Genomic DNA, 22,696 nt, shown 5'->3' on the forward strand with positions numbered 1-22,696 from the left:
TGTTGGGCCCAATGGGGGTCCAACGGCGGCCTCCCGCATATAATAGTGTCTGATGAATAAACCGCAGAGCGGCTTATTCCCGCGGAACAGCCGCGCAATTCTTCTTGAAATTGTGAATAGTTGAACAGGAGGTATCTGTCATGCTCAAGCCCATCGATCCCAAGACCATTGATCAGAACGTGTTTTCCCTCATCGGGGAGAAGTGGATGCTCATTACCGCCGGCACGGTGGAGCGGTGCAACACCATGACCGCCTCCTGGGGCGGCCTGGGGGTGATCTGGGGGGCTCCGGCGGCCACCTGCTACATCCGTCCCCAGCGGTACACCAAGGAATTTGTGGACCGGGAGGAGTATTTTACCCTGGCCTTCTTCGGGGAGGAGTACCGGGACGCCCTCGCCCTGTGCGGCAGCAAGAGCGGCCGGGAGGTGGACAAGGTGAAGGAGTGCGGCTTCACGGTGAAGACGGCCCGGTGCGGCGCCCCCTACTTTGAGGAGGCGGAGCTGGTGCTGGTGTGCCGCAAGCGCTTTGTCCAGCCCATGGACCCCGCCCGGCTCCCGGAGGATGTGAAGGAGCGCTGGTATCCCCAGAAGGACTACCACACCTTATATATTGGGGAGATTGTGGAGGCCTATCAGAAGTAAGAGCAACGTGCGGATGCACAGCGCGCCGCCCCGGCGGACGGCGCGCCTGCGCACTGCGCAGGGAGAAAGGAGCGAGACGCCATGAACCATCTCAGCCAGATTGCGGACAAGCTGTCTCAGTACGATCTGGACGCCATGCTGATCGTCAGCGAGCCCGGTGAGCGATACGCCGTGGGCTTCCAGGGGGAGGGCTATGTCCTGGTGACCCAGAAGGGGAGCCAGTATTCCACCGACGGGCGGTACATTGAGGCGGCCCAAAAGCAGGTAACCGGGGCGGAGGTGGTCCTCACCTCCCGGGAGCGGAGCCACCTGGCGCTGGCCAGGGATTTCCTAGCGGCCCGCGGCCTGAAGCGGGTGGGCTTTGAGGGCGCCGCTGTCAGCGTGGCCCAGCACCGGCGCTGGCAGGAGAGCTTCCCCAAGGGGTGCGAACTGATTCCAGCCCAGGAGCTGCTGGACGGCCTGCGGGCCTCCAAAGATGAGGAGGAGATCGCCGCCATGCTCCAGGCCCAGAAGATCACCGACGCGGCCTTTGGGGAGATTTTAAACTATATCCGCCCCGGCATGACGGAGCAGAAGGTGGCCGCCCGGCTGGTGTACGAGCTGCTGCGCCGGGGAGCCCGGAAGGTGTCCTTCGACCCCATCGTGGCCGCCGGGGCCAACGGCTCCATGCCCCACGCGGTGCCGGGGGAGACGGTGATCCAGAAAGGGATGTTCGTCACCATGGACTTCGGGTGTGTGTATGACGGCTACTGCTCCGACATGACCCGCACGGTGGCGGTGGGGCAGCCCACCCAGGAGATGGAGCGGGTCTATGAGACGGTGCTGGCGGCCCAGAAGGCGGGGATTGCCGCTGCCCGGGCGGGGATGCCGGGCCGGGAGCTGGACGCCGCCGCCCGGAAGGTGATTGAGGAGGCGGGCTACGGGGACTATTTCACCCACAGCTTCGGCCACTCCCTGGGGCTGGAGATCCACGAGTCCCCCAACGCCTCCCCCAGCGAGACCAGGCCGCTCCCCGCGGGGACGGTGATCTCCGCCGAGCCGGGGATTTACCTGCCCGGCCGCTTCGGCGTGCGCATCGAGGACGTGCTGGTGCTGGAGGAGGGCGGCTGCCGGGACATCGCCCAGTCCCCCAAAAATCTCATCGTGCTTTGATTTTCCGCATATTTTCCCAAACCCCCTTGTCAAACAGGGGAAAAAAGGGTAAAATGAATTAGTTCATTAAAACACAATGGAGGATGATTCCTATGGCAATGATTTCCGCCAGTGATTTCCGCAACGGCGTGACCTTCGAGATGGACGGCAAGGTCATGCAGGTCGTCGAGTTCCAGCACGTGAAGCCCGGCAAGGGCGCCGCCTTTGTCCGCACCAAGATGAAGGACATCATCAATGGCGGCGTGACCGAGACCTCCTTCAACCCCACCGCCAAGTTTGAGCAGGCCTATGTGGAGCGTAAGGACATGGAGTACAGCTACAACGACGGCGATCTGTACTACTTCATGGACATGGAGACCTACGACATGATCCCCATCAGCAAGGACATGCTGGGCGACGCCTTCCGCTTTGTGAAGGAGAACATGACCTGCAAGGTCATGTCCTACAAGGGCAGCGTCTTCGGCGTGGAGCCCCCCAACTTCGTGGAGCTGGAGGTCACCGAGACCGATCCCGGCTTCAAGGGCGACACCGCCACCAACGTGACCAAGCCCGCCACCCTGGAGACCGGTGCCGAGATCAAGGTGCCCCTGTTCATCAACCCCGGCGACAAGATCAAGATCGACACCCGCAGTGGTGAGTATCTGGAGCGCTGCAAGAACTGATTGAGTATCACAGGGAGTTTACCCGTCCATGAGGCTTCGCCTCAGAAAGGAGCGTAACCATGACCATTTCTGAAAAAGTTGCATACCTGAAGGGACTGGCCGAGGGCCTGAACCTGGATGTGGAGAAGTCCAAGGAGGGCAAGCTCATCTCCGTGATGATCGGCATCCTGGAGGAGGTCGGGCTGTCTATCGAGGACCTAGAGGAGAACGCCCTGGCCCTGGGCGAGGAGATCGACGTGCTCTCCGACGACCTGGCCGATGTGGAGTCCGTGGTCTTTGACGAGGATGAGGACGACGAGGACTACTTCGAGGTGGAGTGCCCCAACTGTGAGGAGCCCATCATCATCGACGACGAGGCCCTGGCAGCCGGTGAGGTCCAGTGCCCCAACTGCGAGACCCGCTTTGCCCTGGACCTGTCTGATGACGGGGACGAGGAGGAGACGGACGAGGACTGACCGTTTCCACCGGAAGCAATGAAATTAGCCCGGCACAGCAATTCTGCTGTGCCGGGCTTTTTGCATGCCGGCTTCCGGCGGGGCGGGGAGCTTCGGTTTCCGTCATGCTCCGGCGGGCTCTGCGTTGGCGGACGACAGGGAGAAGCCGTTGATCTCCACCCCCGCGTCGGCGGGGACCAGCAGGTATTTGCGCCCGTCGATCTCCCGCAGCTCCACCAGATAGCTGCGCTCCGGGTCCACGGTGACGGCGGCGGCCTCCGTCTTGAACTCAAAGCGGCGGGGGTCGATGAGGTTGGCGGGGTTCAGCACGCCCTCCCCCAGCAGCTCCCGGCACTCTTCCTGAAAGGCGGCGATGGGCTCCTCGCCCACCCCGCAGTCCCGGAGGATGGCGGCCACGTCCTGGGCGGTGACCTCCAGGGGCTCCGGGTCCTTGGACTCCTTGTGCCGGGCCATCCGGTCCAGCAGCTGTTCGTGGATGGCCTGGACCACCTCCACCGTGCAGGCGTCCCCCAGCCCCTCCCGCAGGGCGGACTGGAAGGCCTCCTTCTGTTCGGCGGCGGACATGGGGGGCTCGGTATGGAAGACGGCGTCGATGAACTCCTGGTGAATCTGGTCCGCCTTTTTGGAGTAGAACAGAGCGTTGTACAGGTTGGCGGCCCGGCCGTCAAAGGCGGGGAACAGGAAGCCCAGCTCCGGCGGGGCCACCACCTGGCCGGCCCGACTGTGGAACTCGTTCTCCCCGGGGAAGTAGCCCAGCTCCACCTTGCTGTCCTTCACCGGACAGACGCAGCAGACCAGATAGGAGAACACCGCGTCCGAGTCCTCCTGGAGCCGGTCGTCCTTCCCCCGGCGGGGCACGTCGTAGGCGTCGTGGGCCAGGAGGATCAGATAGTTCCCGTCCAGCTCCAGGGCGTCGATAATTTTGTGGTAGAAGGTCTCCCGGGCCTGGGCGTCCTTCAGCTGGGAGTCCCGCAGGGCGGAGAGGAGCTTGTGCTCCTGGCTGTCCGCCACCTGCTGGGTGGAAAAGACGATGTCGATGAGCTGCTTGCCCAGGGTGCCGGACAGGGCCTTCTTCAAAAATCCTAAGTACTGGGCGGACTCCTCCTCGGGCATGCGGCCCATGGATTCGTCCAGGTAGGAGACGATCTCCTGATTGCCGTTGACAAAGCAGCCGTAGATGCGGTGGATGGCGCTCTTGTCCGGGCGGAAGCGGCGCTTCAGCTCGCTCAATTCTTTTTGATTCATTCCAGGTCCTCCTTCGTAGGGTCACAGGGATTCTCCAGGCGGCAGACATGCCGTATGGAAACACGCGTTCTATTTTAGCGGATTTTTGGGGAAAAAGCAATCGAGAATGGTACGTCGGCGAAACATCCCAAATGAAAAACCGAGGCGGCCCGTCAAAGCCGCCTCGGTGAAAAAACGAATGCTGATAAAATATCTGTGGGCGGAGGCTTACTCACTCCACACCGCCTGGGCGTCAACCGCGGCGGGGTCCAGCTGGTCCACCAGGGAGACCAGGCGGTCCGCGGCGTTCTCCACCCCGGCCCCCTCCAGAGCGGCCAGCACGTCGCTCCGGGTTCCGGAGGCCCAGACGCGGTCCACGCTGGCGTTCAGGACTGCCGGAGTCAGACCGGCGCTCCCGTCCGTCCCGGTGAGCACGTCGGCGGAGGCGTGGAGGGAGAGCTTGGTGCCGTAGGGCTCCAGAGCCTGGGCGGCCTGGGCCAGGAAGCTGGTGATGACCCCGTCCAGCGCCCCGGCGGGGTAGTTGTCCTCGCTCTGCCCCAGATTGCCCAGGGTGCCGTCCGCCTGGGTGGGGTAGCCGAAGTGGTCCAGCACGATCTCGTCAAAGCCCATCTGGGCCAGCTCGGTCATCAGGCCGATGAGGTAGCTCCGCACCGCCTCGTTGGAGGGGGTGGCCCAGTGGAGATCTCCGCTGTCCCGCCAGCGGTAGTCGCTGCTGGTGCGCAGGGTGTAGTCCATGTTGGAGCCCAGGGCCTCGTCCCGGAAGCAGGACAGACGGGCCACGGTGTACACGTCCCCCTCATTCCAGGCGGTGAGGGCGGCGTTCACAGTGCCGGAGTCCACGCCCTCCTGGAGGGCGGAGGCCAGGGCCTGCTGGGACTGCCAGCCCAGCGCCCCCTGGTCGTCCTTCATGGTGATCACCACCCCGTCCGCGCCGGCCTCCTGGGCCAGCTGGGCGGCGCTGCCGTCCAGCAGCGAGGACAGGGAGACAGAGAGAATGGAGGAGGCGTCCGCCTGGGGCTCCTCCGGCGGAGTGGTCTCCCCCTCCTGGGAGGAGTCGGGCAGGGCCGCCGGGTCGCCCTCAATTACCGTCACATTGCCGGGGTCCGGGGTCTGGGGCTCCGACTGCTGAGAGAAGGGCCAGTGGATGCGAAGCCCCTCGTCGGTGTAGGAGATGGACCCCTGTCCAAAAAACAGTACGGCAACCAATATGACCACTAAGACAGCCAGCACCAGGGCGATCCGCTTGAGCCAGTCGGTGACGGTGGTGCGGCCCCGGTAGGAGTGATAATCAAATTGGGATTTCTGAGAACGGCGCACGGACATATTCCTCCTTTTTGCGCAGCGCGGCGGGAGAGCCGCGGGAAGGGTCCCTGTTGAAACGGAAATTTGCCGCCCTAATTATAGCAACCTTTTTTTCACCTTGCAACCACTGGTTTCCAGAAGAGAGGGCTGAATCCCCAAAAAATTTGCAAAAAAGACACAAATAAGGCCCAATTCAGATGACCATGCCACCGTCCACGGAGAGGACCTGTCCCGTGATGAAGCTGGCGGCGGGGGAGGCCAGGAAGAAGATGGCCTCGGCCACCTCCTCCGGCTGTCCGATGCGGCACAGAGGGGTCTCCTCCGCCAGGGCGTCCAGGTCCTCCCGGGCCAGGTGGGCGTTCATGTCGGTGGCGATGACCCCGGGGGCCACGCAGTTCACCCGGATGTGGGAGGGGCCCAGCTCCTTGGCCATGGCCCGGGTCAGGCCGATGACCCCCGCCTTGGAGGCGGAGTAGGCCGCCTCGCAGGAGCCGCCGGTGATGCCCCACATGGAGGAGACGGTGACGATGGCCCCCCGCTGCCGCCGGACGAAGCCGGGGACGGCCGCCTGAAACAGATGAAAGGCGCTGTCCAGGTTGACGGACATGACCTCCCGCCACTCCTGGGCGGACAGGTCGGTGAGGAGCATCTGCCGGGGGGCCACCCCGGCGCTGCACACCAGAGCGTCCAGGGGACCAAGGAGCTCCTCCGCCTGCCGGACCAGGGCCTGGGCCTCCGGCCGCTGGGACACGTCCCCGGGGAGGGCGGCCGCCCGCACCCCCAGGGCCTCCAGCTCCCCTGCCAGAGCTTCCGCCTGCTCCCGGGAGCGGCGGTAGCCCACCGCTACATCCCAGCCGCCCCGGGCGAACCGCCGGGCGGCGGCGGCTCCGATTCCCCGGGAGCCCCCCGTGATGAGAACCACAGGCCGGGGCATGGTTAGTGTTTCCATCCAACCGCTCCTTTCATTCCAACCGGCATATAAAACCGTCCACATTGTACCTGCTTTTCCAGGAAAGCGCAACCCTGAGACGGAAAGTGCCGGACACATTTCCAAAAAGTTTACACAATCACCTTGCATTTTCACGGAAGGGCCGTATAATAAGGAGCAATGAAATTGTGCGCGGGCCGGACTGGAACGGCCGGGCACGGAGAGACCGGGAGAATCACGATATGAAGCGCATGCTGTTTGTCTATAACCCTACGGCCGGGAAGGGAGCGGCGGCCGCCCATCTGTCCGGCGTGGTGGATCAGTTTACCAAAGCCGGGTGGCTCACCACCGTCTACCCCACCCAGGACAAGAAGGACGCCACCCGGGTGGCCCGGGAGCTGGGGTCCTACTATGACCGGGTGGTGTGCTGCGGCGGGGACGGCACCCTCAGCGAGACGGCGGCCGGCCTGCTGGAGTTGAGCCGTCCGCCCCTGCTGGGCTATATCCCCTCCGGCTCCACCAACGACTGCGGCGCCACCCTGCGCATCCCCCGGGGCTATAAGAAGGCGGCGGAGCTGGCGGCGGGGGACGAGGAGCCCCTGCGCTGGGACATCGGCACCCTGAACCAGCAGCCCTTTGTCTATGTGGCCGCCTTCGGGGCCTTTACCGAGGTGTCCTATGATACCCCTCAGGATCTGAAAAAGACTTTCGGCCATCTGGCCTATATCATGGCGGGGATTGCCTCCATCCCGTCCATCACTCCCTACCACATGAAGGTGGAGTACGACGGGCAGGTGCTGGAGGACGACTTCTTCTACGGCATGGTGTGCAACACCTACTCGGTAGCCGGAATGAGAAATCTGCCCACCGACCGGGTGGAGCTGGACGACGGCCTGTTTGAGGTGATCCTGGTGCGCAAGCCCATGAGCATCGGGGAGATCGGAGCGGGCCTTCAGACGCTGCTCCGCCCCGGGGCGGTGGAGGAGGGGAGCGCCTTGCTCTCCTTTCACGCCTCCCAGCTGAAATTTACCAGCGAAAAGCCTATTCCCTGGACCATCGACGGGGAGTACGGCGGCAGCCATGAGGTGAGCCAGGTCCAGAACCACCGCCAGGCCCTGGCCATCCTCTCGGGGCGGAAGCAGGGCGCGTGAGCGGCTGCGGTGAGGCGGAGTAAATGAGAAGGAGGAGCTGACATGACAGAACAAGAGAAAATGCTGTCTGGCCAGCTGTATTTTGCGGGCGGGCCGGAGCTGTTGGCGGCCCGGAAAAAGGCCAAGGAGCTGTGTCAGCGGTTCAATCAGACGGCGGTCCAGGACCCGGAGACGGGGGTGGATCTGCTGCGGGAGCTGCTGGGCCGGATGGGGGAGGAGGTCTCCATTCAGCCCATGTTCTGGTGCGACTACGGCTTCAACATCCAAATGGGCTCCCATGTGGAGATCAACCACAACTGCGTGATCCTGGACTGTGCCCAGGTGACCTTTGGGGACCATGTGTTCATCGGTCCCAACTGCGGCTTCTACACCGCCGGCCACCCCCTGGACGCCCAGACCCGGAACGCCGGGCTGGAGTTTGCCCGGCCCATCGCCGTGGGGGACAACGTGTGGTTCGGCGGAAACGTCACAGTGCTGCCTGGGGTGAACATCGGCGCCGGCTCAGTGATCGGGGCGGGGAGCGTGGTCAGCCGGGACATCCCGCCCAATGTGATCGCGGTGGGCAACCCCTGCCGGGTGGTGCGGACCATCCTGCCGGAGGAGCCCTGAGATCGGGTATAACCGGGCCTTGGCCCGTTTATGATAGATAGAAGGAATCCACAAGCATCGCAGAAGGAAAGGAGGACCATGGGGAGACCCCCATCAAAAGCGCCAGCGCCTGTCCCCCAGGGGAGACAGGACGACGAGGAGAAGGGAGTATCGAAAGGACGGCGGATTTCCCCGCCGGCCCCAAAATTCGGCGGATGCCCTTCCGTACCTCTCCGGGTGCGTGACACAGCGGGCAAATATGCGGGCGACCGCAAAACAGAGACGCTGTGACCGGATGACGAGGCACAAATGGCTGCGAGTTTGTCCTCCCGATTTTGCAATTAGGAGGAAATTTCATATGTGTGGTATTGTCGGATTTATCGGCCGGGAGCAGGCCGCGCCCATTCTGCTGGAGGGCCTGTCCCGCCTGGAGTACCGGGGGTACGACTCCGCCGGCCTGGCGGTGTATGACCGGGAGAAGGGGCTCCAGGTGGTGAAGGCCAAGGGGCGGCTTCAGGTGCTCCGCGATCTGACGGACGGGGGGGCCAAGGTGCCCGGGACCATGGGTCTGGGTCACACCCGCTGGGCCACCCATGGGGCCCCTAACGATGAGAACGCCCACCCCCAGGTGAGCCAGTCCGGCCGCATTGCGGTGGTCCACAATGGGATCATCGAGAACTACGGGGAGCTGAAGAACTTCCTGGAGGCCAAAGGGGTGGTGTTCACCTCTGAGACAGACACCGAAGTGGTGGCCCAGCTGCTGGAATTCTACTACGCCGGGGATCTGCTGGACGCGGTCTTCAAGGTGCTCCACCGCATCGAGGGAGCTTACGCCCTGGGCATTGTCTGCGCCGACGAGCCGGATAAACTCATCGCCGTGCGGAAGGATTCCCCCCTGATCCTGGGGTATGGCGAGGGCTTCCAGATGCTGGCCTCCGATGTGACGGCGGTGATCCAGTACACCCGGGAGGTGTGCTATCTGGACGACGGGGACGTGGCGGTGCTCACCCCCGGCGGAGTTCAGGTGTACGACTCCCTGGGCCAGCCGGAGGAGAAGGAGCGGTCCCATGTGGACTGGGAGATCTCCGCGGCGGAGAAGGGCGGCTATGAGCACTTCATGTTCAAGGAGATCATGGAGGAGCCCAAGGCCCTGAAGGACACCATCTCCCCCCGCATCCGGGACGGGAAGGTGGTGCTGGACGACCTGACCATCACCCGGGAGGACCTGGAGGGGATGGACCGCTTTTACATCATCGCCTGCGGCTCCTCTTACCACGTGGGGATGGCCGCCAAGTATATCCTGGAGCGGCTGCTGCGCATCCCGGTGGAGGTGACCCTGGCCTCCGAGTTCCGGTACTGCCGGCCCATTGTGTCCCAGCGTACCCTGGCTCTGGTCATCAGCCAGTCGGGGGAGACCATTGACACCCTGGCCGCCATGCGGGAGGCCAAGCGCCTGGGGGCCCGGCTGCTGTCCATCGTCAACGTGGTGGGCTCCACCATCGCCCGGGAGTCGGACGACGTGCTGTACACCTGGGCCGGGCCGGAGATCGCCGTGGCCACCACCAAGGCCTACTCCACCCAGCTGGCGGTGATCTACCTGCTGGCCATCCACTTTGCCGGACTGCTGGGCCGCATCGGTCCGGAGGAGTACCGGGAGCTGGTGGAGCAGCTCCAGCTCCTGCCCGGCAAGGCGGAGGAGATTTTGAAGCACACAGAGGAGATCCAGTACTACGCCTCCATCTACTTTAACCACGACTCCGTGTTTTTCATCGGCCGGAACATCGACTACGCTGTGGGACTGGAGGGTTCCCTGAAGCTGAAGGAGATCTCCTACATCCACTCGGAGGCCTACGCCGCCGGCGAGCTGAAGCACGGCACCATCTCCCTCATCGAGGACGGCACCCTGGTGGTGGCCCTGGCCAGCTGGAATGAGCTGTTTGACAAGCTGATGAGCAATGTGAAGGAGGTCAAGGCCCGGGGGGCCGACGTGATCGGCATTGCCACCGAGAGCCATAAGGCCGCCCTGGCCGCCCTGGTGGACAGCGCCCTTTCCATCCCCGATATTCACCCTATGTTCCTGCCCTCTCTGGAGGTCATCCCCATGCAGCTGTTCGCCTACTATGTGGCCCTCATGCGGGGCTGCGACATCGACAAGCCCCGGAATCTGGCCAAGAGCGTCACCGTGGAGTGATGCGCACCTTTCAGAATAAGTCCAAGGCCCGCCGTCTGCATCATCAGACGGCGGGCCTTCTTCTATGGATGGCAACGGTGTTTTTGTTGGGCTGGAGTAAAAAAAGACCTGCCTGCGCACACTGTATCCGGTGAGGAAGGGGAGAAAGCATGAGAAAAACATCGGAAATATTTGAATAGACGCGGGAAAAAGACATAAAATTTGGATAAACTTTAAAAAGAAATCAGAATTTCCTTGCTTTTTTCTGTGACTTCGCCTAGAATGAAGGTAACAGGCATAAAGATTGCATAAATTTCTGGATTAAGGTGGTGACGTTTATGGCGGTAGAGGCAATTCAAGCGGTGACCGAGCTGGAGGAACGTGTGAAGAAACAGAAGGAGGCCGCGGCAACCCAGAATAAGCAGCGGCTTCTGGAGGCCCAGCGGGCCGCCCGCCTTCTGGTGGAACAGTCCCGCCAGCAGGCGGAGGGAGAGGCCCGGCAGAAGATGGCCCAGGCGGAGGCACAGGCCGCGGAGTGGACCCAGCAGGTGCTCTCCCAGGCCCGGCAGGACTGTGAGGCGTTGAAAGCGGAGGCGCGGGGCCGGCTGTCTGAGGCCGCCGCCTTCCTGGCAGAAAAGGTCGTGAATTAAATGGCCATTGTGACAATGAAGCGGCTTCGGCTGCTCGCCATGCGGGAGGACCGGGAGGCCCTGCTGGATGCCCTCCAGCGGCTGGGCTGTGTGGAGGTCAGCGAGCCCACCCTGGACGGCCGGGAGGAGGAGAGCGGGGCGGCGGAGTTGCTGTCCCGTCTGACCCCTCCGGACACCCAGGCCCTCTCCCAGGCCCAGACCCGCCGCCAGGAGGCGGAGCGGGCCATGGGCATTTTGAAGCACTACGGGGCCAAGGGACGGGGGTTCCTCACCCCCAGGCCTCAGACCTCCAAGGAGGACCTGTGTTCCCCCCAGGCGGCCGCCCGCCAGGACCAGACGGTGGCCGACGTGCTGGCGGGGGAGCGGCAGGTGAATGCCCTCTTGGCCCAGGGGGAGAAGCTGGCGTCCCAGCGGGCCGCCCTGGCCCCCTGGCTGGCTCTGGACGTCCCTCTGGAGAGCAGGTCCACCCCCAGTCTGTTGGTGCAGTTTGGAACCCTCACCGCCGCCCGGCCCTTTGAGGAGGCGGCGGGGGCGGTCCAGGCGGCCAGCGAGCTTGCGGAGCTCCGGGAGGCCAGCGCCGGGCGGGAGCTGCGGTACTGCCTGCTGGTGTGCCACGCGAGCGCCCAGGAGGCGGTGCTGGAGGCCCTGCGGGACTTCGGCTGGTCCCGTCTCTCCATGGAGGGGTGGACGGGCACCGCCCAGGAGAACGATGTCCGTCTGGCCCGGGAGCAGGAGCAGACCGCCGGGGAGCTGCAGCAGGTCCGGGACCAGCTGGCCTCTATGGGGGACCGGCTGGACGACCTGTGCCGGGCGGCGGACCGGGCCGCCCTGGATATCCGTCGGGAGGAGGGCAGGATCAAGCTCCGGGACACGGAGCAGACCTTCCTGCTCCAGGGCTGGGTGCCGGCGGAGCAGTGGGGGAAGGTCCAGGCCGCCCTGGAGCGGTACCCCTGCGCCTATGAGCTGGAGGACCCGGCGGAGGAGGAGTACCCCCAGGTGCCGGTCCAGCTGAAAAACAACTGGTTCACCCGGCCGTTGAGCATGGTGACTGAGATGTACTCCCTGCCCGCCTATGGGACCCTGGACCCCAACCCCCTGATGGCCCCCTTCTTCATCCTGTTTTACGGGATCATGCTGGCGGACATGGGGTACGGTCTGCTGATGATGCTGGGCTCGGTGTTCGTGCTGAAAAAGGTGCGGCCCAAGGGAGGCATGTGGAACTTCTTCGCCCTGCTGGGCCTGTGCGGTGTGAGTACCTTTGTGATGGGGGCGGTCACCGGCGGCTTTTTCGGGGACTTCCTCACCCAGCTGACCACGGTGATGGGGATGGAGAACCCCATTGTGCTGCCCGCCCTGTTCACCCCGCTGAACGACACCATGATGATCCTGGTGGGGGCCATGTGCCTGGGATTGATCCAGATCGTCACCGGCATGGCTATCAGCGTGGTCCAGAAGATCCGCGCCGGAAAGTTTATGGACGCCTTCTGGGAGGAGATCACCTGGTGGGTGGTCTTCGTGGGCCTGGGGCTGATGGCGCTGGGGGTGACCAATCTGGTGCTGTACGCCGGCCTGGTGCTGGTGGTGGCCGGACCTCTGGTTACCGGGAAGGGGCTGGGGAAGATCACCGGGATCTTCGGCTCCCTCTACAACCACATTACCGGATACTTCGGAGATATCCTCTCCTACTCCCGGCTGATGGCCCTGATGCTGGCCGGGTCGGTGATTGCCCAGGTGTTCAATACCCTGGGGGCCATCCCGGGAAATGTGGTGATTTTCCTGGCGATCTCTCTGGCGGGCAACGCCCTGAACTTTGCTCTGAATCTGCTGGGGTGCTATGTCCACGATCTGAGGCTCCAGTGCCTGGAGTTCTTCAAGAACTTCTACGTGGACGGGGGAAGACCTTTCCGCCCCATGGACCTGACGACCAAGTATTACGACGTGGTGAAATAAAAAGGAGGACGCGACCATGGACATGAATCAACTGATTGAGATGCAGCAGAGTGTGACCTTCCTGGGCAGTATCGGCGGCCTGGCCCTGGCTCTGCTGGGGGCGGGCCTGGCGGCGGTGCTCAGCGGCATCGGCTCGGCCAAGGGCACCGGCATCGCCGGTGAGGCGGGCGCCGGCCTGCTGTGCGAGGACCCCGGGAAATTCGGCAAGGTGATGATCCTTCAGGTCATCCCCGGCACCCAGGGCCTGTACGGTCTGGTGGTGTGGTTCTTCGCCATCTTCCGCATGGGCCTGCTCAGCGGCACCCTGCCTGATCTGACCATCGCCCAGGGGATGCAGTACTTTGTGGCCTGCCTGCCTATGGCGCTGGGCGGCCTGTTCTCCGCCATCGCCCAGGGGCGGGTGGCGGCGGCCTCCATCAACCTGCTGGCCAAGAAGCCGGACGACTGGTCCAAGGGCATGGTGCTGTGCATCACGGTGGAGTTCTACGCCATTTTGTCCCTGCTGGCCTCCATGCTGATGCTCATCAACATCAGCGCCTGATGAGGTGAGCCCATGGACGGAATGGAAAAAATTACGGCCCGTATCCAGGAGGACGCGGACCGGGAGATCGCGGCCATGAACGCCCAGACCGACGAGCAGATCGCCGCGCTCCAGGCCCAGGCTCAGGCCCAGGCGGACAAGGAGCGGGGAGAGATCCTTGCCCGGGGTGAGCGTGCGGCGGCGGAGCGCCTGGAGCGCCTAAAATCCGCGGCCCAGATGGAGCGGCGGAAGCTGGAGCTCTCCGCCAAGCAGGAGGTCCTCACTGAGGCCTTTGACCAGGCGCTGGAGCGGCTTTGCACCCTCCCCGATGAGGAGTACATCCAGCTCCTCACCGCCCTGGTGCTCCGGGCGGTGACCACCGGACGGGAGCAGCTCATCTTCTCCCAGAAAGACCGCAGCCGCATCGGCAAGGCGGTGGTGGTGGCCGCCAACGAGGCCCTGGTGAAAGAGGTGGCCCCCGAGCTGCCCGACTCCCTCACCGACTCCAAGGTGGGGGCCTTCCTGGGCAAGATGGTGAACAACGCCACCGCCCAGATCACGGGCACCGGCCTTCTGACCCTGTCGGAGGAGACCCGGCCCATCCGGGGCGGCTTCATCCTGGTGGACGGCCCGGTGGAGGTCAACTGCTCCTTCGAATCCATGCTCCGCATCCAGCGGGAGAAGCTGGAAAAGCCGGCGGCGGAGATCTTGTTTGGTGCTTAACGGGCCGGCCGCCGCAGGCGGCCGGCCGGACAGACCCGAAAGGGGTGGTATTTTGTCCCGTAAAAGAGATACGGATTACTTGACCATCTCCGCCCGCATCCACGCCATGGAGAACCGGATGCTCACCCGGGAGCGCATGGACCGGATGATCGACGCCCGGGACGAGGGGGAGGCCCTGAAGGTCCTCTCCGAGTGCGGATACGGCGGGACGGACGGCGTCTCCGGCCAAAGCCTGGAGGGGCTGCTGGCCCAGACCCGGGCGGAGACCTTTGGGGAGATCCGGGGGGCGGTCCCCGACCCCAGGGTGGCTGACTTGTTTCAGATGAAGTACGACTACCACAACGCCAAGGCCCTGGTGAAGGGGGAGGCCATGGGGGCAGATGCCCGCCGGCTCCTTTCAACCGGCGGGCGGTATGACCCGGAGCTGCTGGCGGACGGGTACCAGAAGGAGAACCTGTCCGGAGTCAGCCCCGCCTTTCAGCGGGCGGTCCAGGAGGCCCGGGCCATTTTGAAGGAGACGGGGGACCCCCAGCGCTCCGACGTGGCCCTGGACCGGGCCTGCTTTGAGGAGATGGCCCAGCTGGCCCGGGACTGCAAGAGCTCGTTTTTAGAGGGTTATGTGCGTCTGTGTATCGACGCGGCCAACCTGCGCACCGCCGTCCGGGTGGCCCGGATGGAGAAGGGGAGCGATTTCCTCCTCCAGGTGCTGCTGCCCGGGGGCAATGTGTCGGAGAAGGCGCTGGCTGCCGCACGGGGGGAGGACCTGGGCAGTCTGTTCCAGACCGGCCCCCTGGCCGAGGCCGCCCAGCTGGGGGCCAAGGCGGCCCGCCCGGCGGGGGGCCCCCTCACCGCCTTTGAGCGGGAGTGCGACAATGCCGTCACCCGGTACGTCTCCGACGCCAAGCGGGTCCCCTTCGGGGAGGAGACGGTGATCGCCTACCTGTACGCCAAGGAGGCGGAGCTCACCGCCATCCGCACCATCCTGGCCTCCCGGCGGGCGGGCCTGGACGGGGCCGCCATCCGGGAGCGGCTGCGGGAGACCTATGTGTAACGGAGGTGGAGGAAGATGTATCGAATCGGCGTCATCGGGGACCGGGACAGCGTCCTGGGCTTCCAGGCCCTGGGCCTGGAGGTGTGCCCCGCGGAAAATGCGGAGGAGGCCCGGCAGGCCCTCCACCGCATGGCAAAGGAGAATTTCGCCATCCTCTACCTCACCGAACAGCTCTCCGCCCAGCTCCAGCCGGAGATTGCCCGGTATCAGGATGCCCTCACCCCGGCCATCATTTTGATCCCGGGCAAGGAGGGCTCCCTGGGCATTGGGATGGCCAATATCAAGACCGCCGTGGAGCGGGCGGTGGGAGCGGACATTCTGTGAGGAAATGAAGAATGCAGGAATGCAGAATGCAGAATGCAGAATGAATGAGACAGCGTGAAAGCAGAGAGCAGGAATCGGACATTCTGTAAGAAAATATAGAGTGCAGAAATACAGAGTGGATGAAACAGCGCAGATGCAGATGGACAGGAAGCAGAAGAAGAATCATTCTGCATTCCTGCATTCTGCCTTCTACATTGCGGAAAGAAGGTAGCCTATGGGAAGAATTGTCAAGGTCTCCGGCCCGCTGGTGGTGGCCACGGGGATGCAGGAGGCCAACATGGCCGATGTGGTCCGGGTGGGGGAGCAGCGCCTCATCGGCGAGATCCTGAACATGACCGGGGACGCGGCCTCCATCCAGGTGTATGAGGAGACCTCCGGCCTGGGCCCCGGGGCGGAGGTGGTCACCACCGGCGCCCCCCTGTCCGTGGAGCTGGGTCCCGGCCTCATCGAAAATATCTACGACGGCATTCAGCGTCCCCTGGAGGTCATCCGGGAGGTGAGCGGCAGCAACAACCTGCCCCGGGGCGTGGAGGTGCCCGCCCTGGACCGGGAGAAGAAGTGGGAGTTCACCCCCGCGGTGAAGCCGGGGGACAAGGTCGTCGGCGGCGACGTGCTGGGCACCGTGCAGGAGACCGACTCCATCCTCCACAAAATCATGCTGCCCCCCAGGATGAAGGGGACCATCGTATCCATCCAGAGCGGCTCCTTTACCGTGACCGAGCCGGTCTATGTCCTCCAGCAGGAGGACGGCTCCCAGGTAGAGCTGCCCATGATGCAGAAGTGGCCCGTCCGGGTGGGCCGGCCCTACAAGCACAAGTATCCCCCCACGATCCCCCTCCAGTCGGGACAGCGGATCGTGGACACCTTCTTCCCGGTGGCCAAGGGGGGCACTGCTGCCATCCCCGGGCCCTTCGGCTCGGGCAAGACGGTGATGCAGCACGCCCTGGCCAAGTGGTCGGACGTGGACCTGGTGGTCTACATCGGCTGCGGCGAGCGGGGCAACGAGATGACCGACGTGCTCCGGGAGTTCCCCGAGCTGGTGGACCCCCGCACGGGCCAGTCCCTGATGAAGCGCACCGTGCTGATCGCCAATACCTCCGACATGCCGGTGGCCGCCCGTGAGGCGTCCATCTACACCGGCATCACCATCGCCGAGTACTTTAGAGACATGGGCTACGCCGTGGCCGTCATCGCCGACTCCACCTCCCGGTGGGCCGAGGCGTTAAGAGAGATGTCCGGCCGTCTGGAGGAGATGCCCGGTGAGGAGGGCTATCCCGCCTATTTGAGCTCCCGCCTGGCCCAGTTCTACGAGCGGGCGGGCAGCGTGGCCTGCATCGGCTCGGATGACCGCCGGGGCAGCCTCACCGCTGTGGGGGCCGTGTCCCCTCCGGGCGGCGACTTGTCGGAGCCGGTCTCCCAGGCCACCATGCGCATCGTCAAGGTGTTCTGGGCCCTGGATTCCTCCCTGGCCTATCGCCGCCACTTCCCCGCCATCAACTGGCTCAACTCCTACTCCCTGTATCTGGACTCTCTGAAGCCCTGGTATGACGAGCATCTGGGCAAAGAATTCCTGCAGAACCGGGAGTGGGCCATGGGCGTCCTCCAGGAGGAGGCCAGCCTCAACGAGATTGTGCAGCTTGTGGGCAAGGACTCCCTGTCCGCCGCCGACCAGATTACGCTGGAGACCGCCAAGATGATCCGGGAGGACTTTTTGCAGCAGAACTCCTTTGTGGACATCGACGCCTACTCGGAGTACGACCGGCAGGAGCGGATGCTGGCCCTGATCCGGGCCTACGACGTCCGGTGCCGCGCTGCGGCGGAGCGCGGCGGGGCCATCGCCGACCTGTTTGCCGTCCCCGTGCGGGAGAAGATTGGCCGGGCCAAGTCTGTGCCCGCCGGCGAGTACCGGGAGGCCTACGCCGCCATGGACCGGGAGATGGAGGACCAGCTTGAGGCCGCCGCCCAGAAGGGAGAGAGTGCGCTATGATCCGGGAGTACAGGACAATTCAGGAGATCTCCGGCCCGCTGATGGTGGTCAACCGGGTCCAGGGCGTCACCTACGACGAGCTGGGGGAGATCGAGCTCACCAACGGCGCCGTCCGCCGCTGCCAGGTGCTGGAGGTCAACGGGGACACCGCCGTGGTGCAGCTGTTTGAAAACTCCGCCGGCATCAACCTGGCGGAATCGAAAATCCGCTTTTTGGGCCACCCCCTCCAGCTGGGCGTGTCTGAGGATATGCTGGGCCGGGTGTTCAACGGCATGGGCGAGCCCATCGACGGCGGCCCCGCCATTCTGGCCGACGAGTACCGGGACATCAACGGCCTGGCCATGAACCCCGCCGCCCGGGACTACCCCAATGAGTTTATCCAGACGGGCATCTCCACCATCGACGGCCTGAACACTCTGGTGCGGGGACAGAAGCTGCCTATTTTCTCCGGCTCCGGCCTGCCCCACGCCGCCCTGGCCGCCCAGATCGCCCGGCAGGCCAAGGTGCTGGACGGGGAGTCCAACTTCGCGGTGGTCTTTGCGGCCATCGGCATCACCTTTGAGGAGTCCGAGTTCTTCGTCCAGGAGTTCCGCCGCACCGGCGCCATCGACCGCACCGTGCTGTTCACCAACCTGGCCAACGACCCGGCGGTGGAGCGCATCGCCACCCCCCGCATGGCCCTGACGGCGGCGGAGTACCTGGCCTTTGAGAAAAACATGCACGTGCTGGTCATCATGACCGACATCACCAACTACGCCGAGGCGCTGCGGGAGGTCTCCGCCGCCAAGAAGGAGGTCCCCGGACGCCGGGGCTATCCTGGCTATCTGTACACCAACCTGGCCACTCTGTACGAACGGGCGGGCCGTCAGATGGGCAAGGAGGGCTCCATCACCCTCATCCCCATCCTCACCATGCCCGAGGACGACAAGACCCACCCCATCCCCGACCTCACCGGCTATATCACCGAGGGGCAGATTATCCTGTCCCGGGAGCTGTACCGGAAGGGCATCAACCCGCCCGTGGACGTGCTGCCCTCCCTGTCCCGTCTGAAGGACAAGGGCACCGGCGCGGGAAAGACGAGAGAGGACCACTCGGGCACCATGAACCAGCTCTTTGCCGCCTACGCCACCGGCAAGGAGAACAAGGAGCTCATGTCCATCCTGGGCGAGGCCGCCCTGAGTCCCACCGACCTGCTGTACGCCAAGTTTGCCGACGAGTTTGAAAAGCGCTACGTCTCCCAGGGTACCGACGAGAACCGGTCCATTGAGGAGACTCTGGACCTGGGCTGGGAGCTTTTAAGCATCCTGCCCCGCAGCGAGCTCAAGCGCATCAAGCCCGAGTATATTGACAAGTATCTGCCCAAGAAGGATTAAAGGGGGGATTTGAATGCCTTCCACAACCATCAATCCCACCCGGATGGAGCTCACCCGGCTGAAGGGACGATTGAAGACCGCCCAGCGGGGCCATAAGCTGCTGAAAGACAAGCGGGATGAGCTGATGAAGCAGTTCATGGACGTGGTGCGGGAGAACCGGGCCCTGCGAAAGCGGGTGGAGGAGGGGCTCATGCGGGCCCACGCCTCCTTCACGGTGGCCTCCGCCCTCATGTCCCCGGAGATGCTGGAGCAGTCCCTGATGTACCCCAAGCAGGGCGTGGAGCTGGAGATGACCTTCCAGAACGTCATGTCGGTGGATGTCCCCCGGTACCAGTTCAAGACAAAAAGCCAGGACCCCGGGGAGGTCTACCCCTACGGCTTTGCCCAGACCAGCGGCGAGCTGGACGACGCGGTGGATGCCCTGTCCCAAGTGTTTCAGGACATGCTCAAGCTGGCGGAGATCGAAAAGACCAGCCAGCTCCTGGCCCAGGAGATTGAAAAGACCCGCCGCCGGGTGAACGCCCTGGAGTATGTGAAAATTCCTCAGATGGAGGAGAGCATCCGCTATATCTCCATGAAGCTGGATGAGAATGAGCGTTCCAACACCATCCGGCTGATGAAGGTGAAGGAACTCGTTCTGAAAGAGGCGATTGAAGACCGGAGAGCCGAAGACGCCAGAGCCGCAAGGGCGTTTGGATCGGCCGGAGGAGCGCCCCAGGGAGGGTAAGGAGCGGTTTTGCCGCCTCCATAGAGTCCAAAGAAAAAGGTACTGTTCGGCACAATGCCAAACAGTACCTTTTTTGTAGAAGGGACGGTTAAAATGGATGTTTGAAATGCGGACTATGATGCAGACACGCGAGAGGGAACTACCCAACCGGCCTTCTGGCCGGCGGCGCGGGTGCGCCGTACGAGCGTTTTGCCGCAGGCAAAACCTCGGCGCAGGGGCGGCTCTGCCGCCCCGAGCATTGAAATCCTGAAGGGTGGAGCCGCCCTGCGGGCGGCGTAACCCACAAAAAAGGACACGACGTAAGTCGTGTCCTTTTTTGTGTCCAGCCACGACAATCTAGATATTTCAAAAGGGAGAGGAAAGAAGATATTCAGCCCTATTTTTGTTTGTAACTGTCCATTGAGATCAAATAAAGCAAGCAAAATCTACCGTGCGAACTAATAATATGCTTCATCAGATGAATAACCTCTTTTTAATCGGGTATGGATTTACCTTTTTTCACATTTCTGATCATAAGGTTCAGCTTTATTCTATCTCCATTCCAGACCTATTTTTTCCGTTCGCTTTTGATTTTAGCTCCCCAAGCCAAGATAGTAAAATAGGGATAATAATTACGGTAGACAGCAATTCAAAAAATTTTAAGCAAGGGGCATGATTCTCAAAATAAATGAATAGAATGAAATCTAACGATAGTAATTCCACAACAGCTGTAACCAAGCAGAAACGAATACGGTTAATTCTGATTCGATCTGGCTCTAATAAGCCGCTAAACAGTTTTGTAATTCTCAAATTTAATAATGACAACAGGTATGATACAGCACAAAATCTTTCCAAGACATATGTTTTTATGTGAATAATATAAAAGGGGACAATTAATCCGATTATTTTAATAAAATTCCCTTGTGCCCCTTTCTCATCTATATCTTGTGTTGTTTGACGCAAGAGTGCTTCTTGGTTCTCTTTTCTTTTTTGTATGTAGTCAATTTTCTTCTGAATCTTACCGAGATCCCGTCTGATAAATCCAAGGCTAACCAAACAATAGACATTAGAGAAATGGCAGAAAGCAATGGCGAGAAAATAGCACAACACTATAATTAGTCCAAGCGTTAAAAAGAATTCATTTTCAGGTTTGTAAATACTATTATAGATATACCCCACCCAATTTGTTCGCGTGATTAAAATCTGAATCATACAAATAATCACAGAAAGAATCACAGAATCAGTTAGTTTAGAAATAACAGGGTGAGAATATTTGTGGTTCATTTCAAGATAGGCGGCAGAAATATTGATTATAATTCCAATACTCCAAAGAGTAACCAGAATGGCTGTTATACTTAAAAACAAGCGATTTCCCGTAGTTATGTAAATCATATTTATTATAAAAACTACAGGGAGAAAAAGTGAACTTACAACCATTCCATTATACATAACAGCGGCATCTTGACTAGTTTTTTCCAAAACATCTTGGACAATATTTAGGGTCTTCCCGGTTATCAATATATTAAGCAAATCTAAAACCAACAAACTGCAGATTGAGCCAATAATGGCACTAATAATTAGTGTATCTGTCCAAATTTGTATATTACGGTTTATCTCATCCGTAACTGTTGTTGCTCCACGGTATAGAGAAAAAATGTGCAGCACCAATATTCCTATAAATGGAATATACTTTGTAAGTATCCCAATTATTTTAGTACCAGCCATACTTTCCCTCCTATTCAATACACAATAAAGACATTAGAACGAAATATGGCCTCTTTCTATATATAATCAAAAAGTATTTTTTCAATCATTTCCTGCAATGCGCTTTTGAATATCTTCTATGGAAGGCAATTGCTTTCCCAGTTCCTCCGGTAAATTGCTAGTGATCTGATATGCGCTGACACCGATAGGTTTGCTCATATCTTTGAGGGAGTACTCCGCTACCAAGTCATTCTTGCTCTTGCAGAGCAGCAGACCGATGGAGGGGTTGTCCTGTTCCTTCTTCAAAATTCCATCTACTGCTGAAAGGTAGAAGTTAAGCTGACCAGCATACTCTGGTTTGAATTCCCCGGTCTTCAGCTCGATCACCATATAGCAACGTAAGTTCAAATTGTAGAACAGAAGATCAATATAAAAATCGTCACCACCTACATTAAGATGATATTGATTTCCAAGGAAGGCAAAGCCGGTACCAAGCTCCAACAGGAGCTTGGTCACATCCCTAACCAGTGCCTGCTCAATATCCCGTTCCACCATATCTTCCTTGAAGGGAATAAAATCGAAAATATATGGGTCCTTCATTGTCTGCACAGCCAGTTCACTCTGTGGGGAGGGAAGTCGGTTTTCAAAGTTAGAAACTTTGTCTGCCAGCACCTGACGTTGATATAATCTGCTCTCAATCTGGTGGATCAGTACGTTGTGGGACCAGCCGTTTTCTTTAGTTTTCTGAATGTACCAAATTCTTTCTTCGGGATCTTTTACCTTGTCCAGAATTGCTATATTATGTGACCAAGGGATTTGTGCAGACACCGTCTGCACAAATCCCCGATCTGGATAGGTCTGGGCGAATTTAGCCATATACTTCAGATTGCGCACGGAGTAGCCTTTGCTGCCCGGAAATTCTCGCCGGATATCTGCAGCCAGGTTTTCGACGAATTTATTGCCCCAGGCTTTATGCTCGTTAATGACCAAGCCGATACTGTGGTAGAGCAACACCATCTCAGTATTTACCTGGACAGAAGCGTGATACTGAGCAACTTTGATTTCCCTCTTGACCTGCTCGACAATAGCAAGGTACTCACCTGAATTCATCAACACGCTCATTTTTCTCCTTCCACCATAAGATGCCTAAGCAGCCCCTGGCACCCTGCCAGTACATCCTGCCAAGTGGTCTCGAAATCATCGGTGTACCAGGGATCGGCTACCTCCTGGTCTGGCTGGCCTGCGTACTCCATCAGGAGGTGCATCTTCCCATCGAAATCGCCGCCGCAGATGCGGTACATATCGTGCAGATTCTCCCGGTCCATCCCAATCAGCAGATCGTACTGGTCGTAGTCGTGGTTTTGGAGCTGGCGGGCCGTTTTGCCAGTACAGTCGATCCCGTGCTGGGCCAGCT

Annotated in this window: 22 protein-coding genes; 16 read left to right on the plus strand and 6 right to left on the minus strand. The window is 61.1% G+C overall.

Features of this window, described 5'->3' with window-relative positions; genetic code table 11:
• Nucleotides 1-140 precede the first annotated feature (140 nt).
• From H6B31_RS01870 to H6B31_RS01885, 4 genes are all read left to right on the plus strand, one after another.
• The gene (locus H6B31_RS01870) at nucleotides 141-641 is read left to right on the plus strand and encodes a flavin reductase family protein (protein ID WP_204896944.1); all 501 of its coding nucleotides are present in this window, start codon (nucleotides 141-143) and stop codon (nucleotides 639-641) included.
• Nucleotides 642-722: 81 nt separating this feature from the next.
• Nucleotides 723-1,793 (plus strand): aminopeptidase P family protein, encoded by a 1,071-nt coding sequence (locus H6B31_RS01875; protein WP_204896945.1) that lies wholly within the window; start codon nucleotides 723-725, stop codon nucleotides 1,791-1,793.
• Nucleotides 1,794-1,891: 98 nt separating this feature from the next.
• Nucleotides 1,892-2,455, plus strand: coding sequence for an elongation factor P (gene efp, locus H6B31_RS01880; protein WP_087290498.1), 564 nt, complete (start codon nucleotides 1,892-1,894; stop codon nucleotides 2,453-2,455).
• Between the two features lie 59 nt (nucleotides 2,456-2,514).
• Nucleotides 2,515-2,910 carry a CD1247 N-terminal domain-containing protein gene (locus H6B31_RS01885; protein ID WP_087290464.1) on the plus strand — a complete coding sequence of 132 codons (396 nt, stop codon included), beginning with the start codon at nucleotides 2,515-2,517 and terminating at the stop codon, nucleotides 2,908-2,910.
• A gap of 102 nt (nucleotides 2,911-3,012) precedes the next feature.
• On the opposite strand, the gene H6B31_RS01890 is transcribed toward H6B31_RS01885, so the two are convergent.
• The 3 genes from H6B31_RS01890 to ymfI form a co-directional block, all read right to left on the minus strand.
• Nucleotides 3,013-4,155 carry a DUF4317 domain-containing protein gene (locus tag H6B31_RS01890; protein ID WP_204896946.1) on the minus strand — a complete coding sequence of 381 codons (1,143 nt, stop codon included), beginning with the start codon at nucleotides 4,153-4,155 and terminating at the stop codon, nucleotides 3,013-3,015.
• A 207-nt stretch (nucleotides 4,156-4,362) separates the two neighbouring features.
• Nucleotides 4,363-5,472: a putative glycoside hydrolase gene (locus tag H6B31_RS17455; protein ID WP_204896947.1), complete on the minus strand. Its 1,110-nt coding sequence runs from the start codon at nucleotides 5,470-5,472 to the stop codon at nucleotides 4,363-4,365.
• A gap of 178 nt (nucleotides 5,473-5,650) precedes the next feature.
• Nucleotides 5,651-6,406: an elongation factor P 5-aminopentanone reductase gene (gene ymfI, locus H6B31_RS01900; protein WP_243418796.1), complete on the minus strand. Its 756-nt coding sequence runs from the start codon at nucleotides 6,404-6,406 to the stop codon at nucleotides 5,651-5,653.
• A gap of 221 nt (nucleotides 6,407-6,627) precedes the next feature.
• On the opposite strand from ymfI, the gene H6B31_RS01905 reads away from it, so the two are divergent.
• From H6B31_RS01905 to H6B31_RS01960, 12 genes are all read left to right on the plus strand, one after another.
• A complete protein-coding gene (locus H6B31_RS01905; RefSeq protein WP_204896948.1) occupies nucleotides 6,628-7,536 on the plus strand; it encodes a diacylglycerol/lipid kinase family protein in 909 nt (302 codons plus the stop codon).
• Nucleotides 7,537-7,578: 42 nt separating this feature from the next.
• Nucleotides 7,579-8,145: a sugar O-acetyltransferase gene (locus tag H6B31_RS01910; RefSeq protein WP_204896949.1), complete on the plus strand. Its 567-nt coding sequence runs from the start codon at nucleotides 7,579-7,581 to the stop codon at nucleotides 8,143-8,145.
• A gap of 337 nt (nucleotides 8,146-8,482) precedes the next feature.
• Entirely contained in the window at nucleotides 8,483-10,315 is a 1,833-nt protein-coding gene (glmS, locus tag H6B31_RS01915) for a glutamine--fructose-6-phosphate transaminase (isomerizing) (RefSeq protein WP_204896950.1), read from the plus strand.
• A 317-nt stretch (nucleotides 10,316-10,632) separates the two neighbouring features.
• Nucleotides 10,633-10,944 carry a hypothetical protein gene (locus H6B31_RS01920; RefSeq protein WP_204896951.1) on the plus strand — a complete coding sequence of 104 codons (312 nt, stop codon included), beginning with the start codon at nucleotides 10,633-10,635 and terminating at the stop codon, nucleotides 10,942-10,944.
• The gene (locus H6B31_RS01925; RefSeq protein ID WP_204896952.1) at nucleotides 10,945-12,894 is read left to right on the plus strand and encodes a V-type ATP synthase subunit I; all 1,950 of its coding nucleotides are present in this window, start codon (nucleotides 10,945-10,947) and stop codon (nucleotides 12,892-12,894) included. It begins immediately after the preceding gene.
• Nucleotides 12,895-12,910: 16 nt separating this feature from the next.
• On the plus strand, nucleotides 12,911-13,435 hold the full coding sequence (locus H6B31_RS01930) for a V-type ATP synthase subunit K (protein ID WP_243418797.1): 525 nt from the start codon (nucleotides 12,911-12,913) through the stop codon (nucleotides 13,433-13,435).
• A 12-nt stretch (nucleotides 13,436-13,447) separates the two neighbouring features.
• Complete coding sequence (locus H6B31_RS01935) at nucleotides 13,448-14,137, plus strand: V-type ATP synthase subunit E (protein WP_204896953.1); 690 nt, start codon at nucleotides 13,448-13,450, stop codon at nucleotides 14,135-14,137.
• Nucleotides 14,138-14,189: 52 nt separating this feature from the next.
• Nucleotides 14,190-15,188, plus strand: a complete 999-nt coding sequence (locus H6B31_RS01940) for a V-type ATPase subunit (RefSeq protein WP_204896954.1) — start codon at nucleotides 14,190-14,192, stop codon at nucleotides 15,186-15,188.
• 15 nt (nucleotides 15,189-15,203) lie between these two features.
• A complete protein-coding gene (locus H6B31_RS01945; protein ID WP_204896955.1) occupies nucleotides 15,204-15,512 on the plus strand; it encodes a V-type ATP synthase subunit F in 309 nt (102 codons plus the stop codon).
• Nucleotides 15,513-15,726: 214 nt separating this feature from the next.
• The gene (locus H6B31_RS01950; RefSeq protein WP_204896956.1) at nucleotides 15,727-17,499 is read left to right on the plus strand and encodes a V-type ATP synthase subunit A; all 1,773 of its coding nucleotides are present in this window, start codon (nucleotides 15,727-15,729) and stop codon (nucleotides 17,497-17,499) included.
• On the plus strand, nucleotides 17,496-18,872 hold the full coding sequence (locus tag H6B31_RS01955; protein WP_204896957.1) for a V-type ATP synthase subunit B: 1,377 nt from the start codon (nucleotides 17,496-17,498) through the stop codon (nucleotides 18,870-18,872). Before H6B31_RS01950 ends, H6B31_RS01955 begins: the two co-directional genes overlap by 4 nt.
• A 13-nt stretch (nucleotides 18,873-18,885) precedes the next feature.
• Nucleotides 18,886-19,599, plus strand: coding sequence for a V-type ATP synthase subunit D (locus H6B31_RS01960; RefSeq protein ID WP_204896958.1), 714 nt, complete (start codon nucleotides 18,886-18,888; stop codon nucleotides 19,597-19,599).
• Between the two features lie 525 nt (nucleotides 19,600-20,124).
• Here H6B31_RS01960 and H6B31_RS01965 read toward each other — a convergent pair.
• The 3 genes from H6B31_RS01965 to H6B31_RS01975 all read right to left on the minus strand — a co-directional run.
• Nucleotides 20,125-21,303, minus strand: a complete 1,179-nt coding sequence (locus H6B31_RS01965) for a hypothetical protein (protein ID WP_204896959.1) — start codon at nucleotides 21,301-21,303, stop codon at nucleotides 20,125-20,127.
• An 81-nt stretch (nucleotides 21,304-21,384) separates the two neighbouring features.
• Nucleotides 21,385-22,398 carry a PDDEXK nuclease domain-containing protein gene (locus H6B31_RS01970; RefSeq protein ID WP_430691857.1) on the minus strand — a complete coding sequence of 338 codons (1,014 nt, stop codon included), beginning with the start codon at nucleotides 22,396-22,398 and terminating at the stop codon, nucleotides 21,385-21,387.
• 2 nt (nucleotides 22,399-22,400) lie between these two features.
• A partial coding sequence (locus H6B31_RS01975) for an arsenate reductase/protein-tyrosine-phosphatase family protein (RefSeq protein ID WP_510186748.1) occupies nucleotides 22,401-22,696 on the minus strand: 296 nt, incomplete at its 5' end.

Source organism: Pseudoflavonifractor capillosus, assembly GCF_016899775.1.
Taxonomy (GTDB): domain Bacteria; phylum Bacillota; class Clostridia; order Oscillospirales; family Oscillospiraceae; genus Lawsonibacter.

What these genes read in the sequence shown, in the direction of transcription:
- H6B31_RS01870 (WP_204896944.1), top strand. Translation starts at nt 141, where the DNA reads ATGCTCAAGCCCATCGATCCCAAGACCATTGATCAGAACGTGTTTTCC.
- H6B31_RS01875 (WP_204896945.1), top strand. Translation starts at nt 723, where the DNA reads ATGAACCATCTCAGCCAGATTGCGGACAAGCTGTCTCAGTACGATCTG.
- efp (WP_087290498.1), top strand. Translation starts at nt 1,892, where the DNA reads ATGATTTCCGCCAGTGATTTCCGCAACGGCGTGACCTTCGAGATGGAC.
- H6B31_RS01885 (WP_087290464.1), top strand. Translation starts at nt 2,515, where the DNA reads ATGACCATTTCTGAAAAAGTTGCATACCTGAAGGGACTGGCCGAGGGC.
- H6B31_RS01890 (WP_204896946.1), bottom strand. Translation starts at nt 4,155, where the DNA reads ATGAATCAAAAAGAATTGAGCGAGCTGAAGCGCCGCTTCCGCCCGGAC.
- ymfI (WP_243418796.1), bottom strand. Translation starts at nt 6,406, where the DNA reads ATGGAAACACTAACCATGCCCCGGCCTGTGGTTCTCATCACGGGGGGC.
- H6B31_RS01905 (WP_204896948.1), top strand. Translation starts at nt 6,628, where the DNA reads ATGAAGCGCATGCTGTTTGTCTATAACCCTACGGCCGGGAAGGGAGCG.
- H6B31_RS01910 (WP_204896949.1), top strand. Translation starts at nt 7,579, where the DNA reads ATGACAGAACAAGAGAAAATGCTGTCTGGCCAGCTGTATTTTGCGGGC.
- glmS (WP_204896950.1), top strand. Translation starts at nt 8,483, where the DNA reads ATGTGTGGTATTGTCGGATTTATCGGCCGGGAGCAGGCCGCGCCCATT.
- H6B31_RS01920 (WP_204896951.1), top strand. Translation starts at nt 10,633, where the DNA reads ATGGCGGTAGAGGCAATTCAAGCGGTGACCGAGCTGGAGGAACGTGTG.
- H6B31_RS01925 (WP_204896952.1), top strand. Translation starts at nt 10,945, where the DNA reads ATGGCCATTGTGACAATGAAGCGGCTTCGGCTGCTCGCCATGCGGGAG.
- H6B31_RS01930 (WP_243418797.1), top strand. Translation starts at nt 12,911, where the DNA reads ATGGACATGAATCAACTGATTGAGATGCAGCAGAGTGTGACCTTCCTG.
- H6B31_RS01935 (WP_204896953.1), top strand. Translation starts at nt 13,448, where the DNA reads ATGGACGGAATGGAAAAAATTACGGCCCGTATCCAGGAGGACGCGGAC.
- H6B31_RS01945 (WP_204896955.1), top strand. Translation starts at nt 15,204, where the DNA reads ATGTATCGAATCGGCGTCATCGGGGACCGGGACAGCGTCCTGGGCTTC.
- H6B31_RS01950 (WP_204896956.1), top strand. Translation starts at nt 15,727, where the DNA reads ATGGGAAGAATTGTCAAGGTCTCCGGCCCGCTGGTGGTGGCCACGGGG.
- H6B31_RS01955 (WP_204896957.1), top strand. Translation starts at nt 17,496, where the DNA reads ATGATCCGGGAGTACAGGACAATTCAGGAGATCTCCGGCCCGCTGATG.
- H6B31_RS01960 (WP_204896958.1), top strand. Translation starts at nt 18,886, where the DNA reads ATGCCTTCCACAACCATCAATCCCACCCGGATGGAGCTCACCCGGCTG.
- H6B31_RS01965 (WP_204896959.1), bottom strand. Translation starts at nt 21,303, where the DNA reads ATGGCTGGTACTAAAATAATTGGGATACTTACAAAGTATATTCCATTT.